The 3,236-nt window shown below is 40.5% G+C and carries 4 protein-coding genes and 1 riboswitch; all 4 genes read left to right on the plus strand.

Annotated features, from left to right (window positions below):
* Nucleotides 1-171 precede the first annotated feature (171 nt).
* A riboswitch (TPP riboswitch) is annotated at nucleotides 172-270 on the plus strand.
* 71 nt (nucleotides 271-341) lie between these two features.
* Nucleotides 342-1,193: a bifunctional hydroxymethylpyrimidine kinase/phosphomethylpyrimidine kinase gene (thiD, locus tag QNK26_RS10380; RefSeq protein ID WP_319222732.1), complete on the plus strand. Its 852-nt coding sequence runs from the start codon at nucleotides 342-344 to the stop codon at nucleotides 1,191-1,193.
* Complete coding sequence (locus QNK26_RS10385) at nucleotides 1,180-2,016, plus strand: ABC transporter ATP-binding protein (RefSeq protein WP_319222733.1); 837 nt, start codon at nucleotides 1,180-1,182, stop codon at nucleotides 2,014-2,016. Before thiD ends, QNK26_RS10385 begins: the two co-directional genes overlap by 14 nt.
* Entirely contained in the window at nucleotides 2,009-2,806 is a 798-nt protein-coding gene (locus QNK26_RS10390; protein ID WP_319222734.1) for an ABC transporter permease, read from the plus strand. Before QNK26_RS10385 ends, QNK26_RS10390 begins: the two co-directional genes overlap by 8 nt.
* Before the next feature lie 80 nt (nucleotides 2,807-2,886).
* Nucleotides 2,887-3,236 (plus strand): ABC transporter substrate-binding protein (locus QNK26_RS10395; protein ID WP_319222735.1); only part of this gene is annotated, 350 nt, incomplete at its 3' end.

Raw genomic sequence — 3,236 nt, forward strand, 5'->3', positions numbered from 1 at the left:
GTGAATAAATACTCAGATTATCTAAAACTAATCTATTTAAAAATACTGCTAACAGCAGATTTATACATTCTTAAAATATATATTTCATTGGTTTTTATAGGAATTTAAAAGCGCCAATAAGTGATAATAAGAATTGTTATATTGCGCTTTCAACAAAACTTGTTAATATCTGCCAAATAGTCGGGGAGCCTTTTAGGCTGAGATTGCATTTCGAGACCCGTTGAACCTGATTCAGTTAACACTGGCGGAGGGAACTATATGTCTTGCTTTGTGTGATTTGATTCTTTATGTGTTTAAAATCCCAAGTTAGATAAAGTTCCGGTGCCCGTGATAGGAACTTTATGACAAATAATACTACTACGCCTACAAGCCAAAATTCATCTACACCTATCGTGTTAACCATCGCTGGATCTGATAGCGGAGGTGGTGCGGGTATTCAAGCAGATATCAAAGCTATCTCAGCAACTGGCAGTTATGCTTGTTCTGTGATCACAGCCATTACCGCTCAAAACACCCTAGGTGTTTCTGCCATTTTTCCTATTCCCCTTGAACATGTCGAAAAACAACTTGATGCCGTTTTTAGCGATTTGAACGTCGTTGCAGTTAAAGTTGGCATGTTGGCCGATTGTGACATTATCAAAATAGTTGCTGCCAAAATAAAACAGTATCAACCTGAGTTTTTAGTGGTCGATCCAGTCATGGTGACAAGTAATGGCGATTTATTATTACAAGCATCAGCGATTAATACCCTTAAATCTGAATTATTGCCTGTTGCCGATATCATCACACCAAACTTGCCTGAAGCTGCTGCGTTAATTGGTAGCGAAGTACCCGCTAGCCAAGACGATATGACAAAAATGATCAGCGACCTTCGACTGCTTGGCGCAAAAACGGTACTGCTAAAAGGTGGTCATTTAGAACAAGATGAAAACAGTAACGATTTATTTATATTCCCTGAGCTAGTTCATCAATTAACCGCAAAGCGCACTAATACTCGTAATACTCACGGTACGGGTTGTACCGTGTCTTCGGCTATCGCATCTTATCTAGCACAAGGTAATGACCTTTTATCTGCGGTGAATTTAGGTAAGCAGTATATAACTCAGGCTATTGCTCATGCTGATCAATTACAGATAGGCAAAGGGCATGGCCCGGTAAATCATTTTTTCGCTGGTCATAATGATGTCTGTTAATACCCTAAATAGAGCTGTTAATAGACAGACTCATTTTGCTGAAAAAAAAGCAGTTAGTATCAATATATCCAATGGTTGTTTACGTTATCAGGATAGCGAGGAAGCAATTATAGCCGGTCTTAATATTCATATTCCTGCAGCAGCATGGACATGTATCTTGGGGCGTAGCGGTTGTGGTAAAAGCTCTTTACTTCGTTATCTTGCTAATTTGCTCGAAGATAAAGTCGATTGGACTGGGGAAATCAGCACTCAAGTTGAGCAACATGAGCAACCTCACTGTGATACCCAAGATCAAATTGCTTATATGGCACAGCAAGACTTGTTGATGCCTTGGTTAACAGTGTTAGATAATGTCATGCTAAGCACTAAATTTGGTAAGGCAGTGACCGATCCAAAAGCCCTTGAATTACAGTTACAAAAAGCGCGCTCTTTATTGCAAAAGGTTGGCTTAAGAGACAAATCGAATTATTTGCCACAGCAATTATCTGGTGGCATGCGTCAACGTGTTGCACTGGCAAGAACGCTTATGCAAGACAAGCCAATCGTGTTAATGGATGAGCCTTTCTCTGCCTTAGATGCGGTAACACGCTATCGTCTACAAAACTTAGCTCACCAACTCCTGCAAGACAAAACCGTAGTATTAATAACGCACGATCCACAGGAAGCGATTCGGTTAGCAAACCGGCTTTATATTATGCAAGGCAGACCTGCTTTTACCGAGTCTTTAACCGTGCCAGAATCAGAAACTCCGCGTAATTTCGATGCAGAATGTGCTCAACTTCAGCAGAAGATCATGGACAGATTGGAGCAAGATTATGAGTGATTTAGTGCAAGCCAATAAAATATCAACTCAACTTAAAGGTAAACAGCGACACTCGCATCCAATGCTGCGCATTGCAATCAGTGCGACGGTCATTATTGCCCTATGGCAAGCTATCGTACTTGTTTTTGAAATGCCTGCGTTTATTTTACCTAGTCCTTTCAATGTTTTTGAAAAACTGATCTCAAGATATGATGTCTTGCTTAAACACAGCTGGGTAACCGCTCAAGAAATCATATTGGGATTACTGTTAGGTTTGACCATGGGGTTGTTATTCGCGTTGCAGATGTTGCTGTTTAAACCAATTAAACGCTGGTTATTACCTATTTTGATAGCCAGTCAAGCAATCCCTGTGTTCGCAATTGCGCCTGTATTAATGCTGTGGTTAGGCTACGGCATCTCATCAAAAATTGTGATGGCAGCATTAATTATCTTTTTTCCTATTACTACCTGCTGTTACGACGGCTTGCGAAATACACCCGTTGGCTATCTTGATCTAGCAAAAACAATGGGTGCCACAAAATGGCAAATGTTACGTCATATTCAATTTCCAGCCGCGTTACCTTCGCTTGCTTCGGGTATTCGAGTCGCGGTAGTTATAGCCCCTATTGGTGCTGTAGCGGGGGAGTGGGTTGGCTCCAGTGAAGGTCTGGGATATCTGATGTTGCAGGCAAATGCGCGGATGATGATAGACGAAATGTTTGCTGCTCTTTTTATATTATCAGCTTTGTCAGTGTCACTTTATTTTGTCGCAGACAAGTTGCTTAAAAAACTGATCCACTGGCAGGTTTAATGTAAACAAGATCATCGATAGATGTTTATTCATAACAATAACAGTAACAATTTTAATAATAAAAAAACAAAGGAATTTCAATGAAAAAGAGCATTATCATGAGTGCATTTGCGCTTGTTACCACTATTTTATCAGCGACAGCACAGGCTGAAAATAAAACACTAACGCTGATGTTGGACTGGTTTGTGAACCCCAATCATGGGCCTATCGTTATCGCTCATCAGCGCGGTTATTTTGAAGCTCAAGGCCTTAATGTTGAGATTCAAGAGCCAGCTGATCCAAGTATGCCGCCAAAGCTAGTTGCTGCGAATAAAATCGATTTAGCGATCACCTATCAACCTAGTTTAACCATTGATGTTGCAGCTGGTTTACCGTTAATTCGTTCTGCAACCTTGATTGCGACACCTTTGAATACCATGATGGTATTAGA

Source organism: Moritella sp. (assembly GCF_033791185.1).
Taxonomy (GTDB): domain Bacteria; phylum Pseudomonadota; class Gammaproteobacteria; order Enterobacterales; family Moritellaceae; genus Moritella.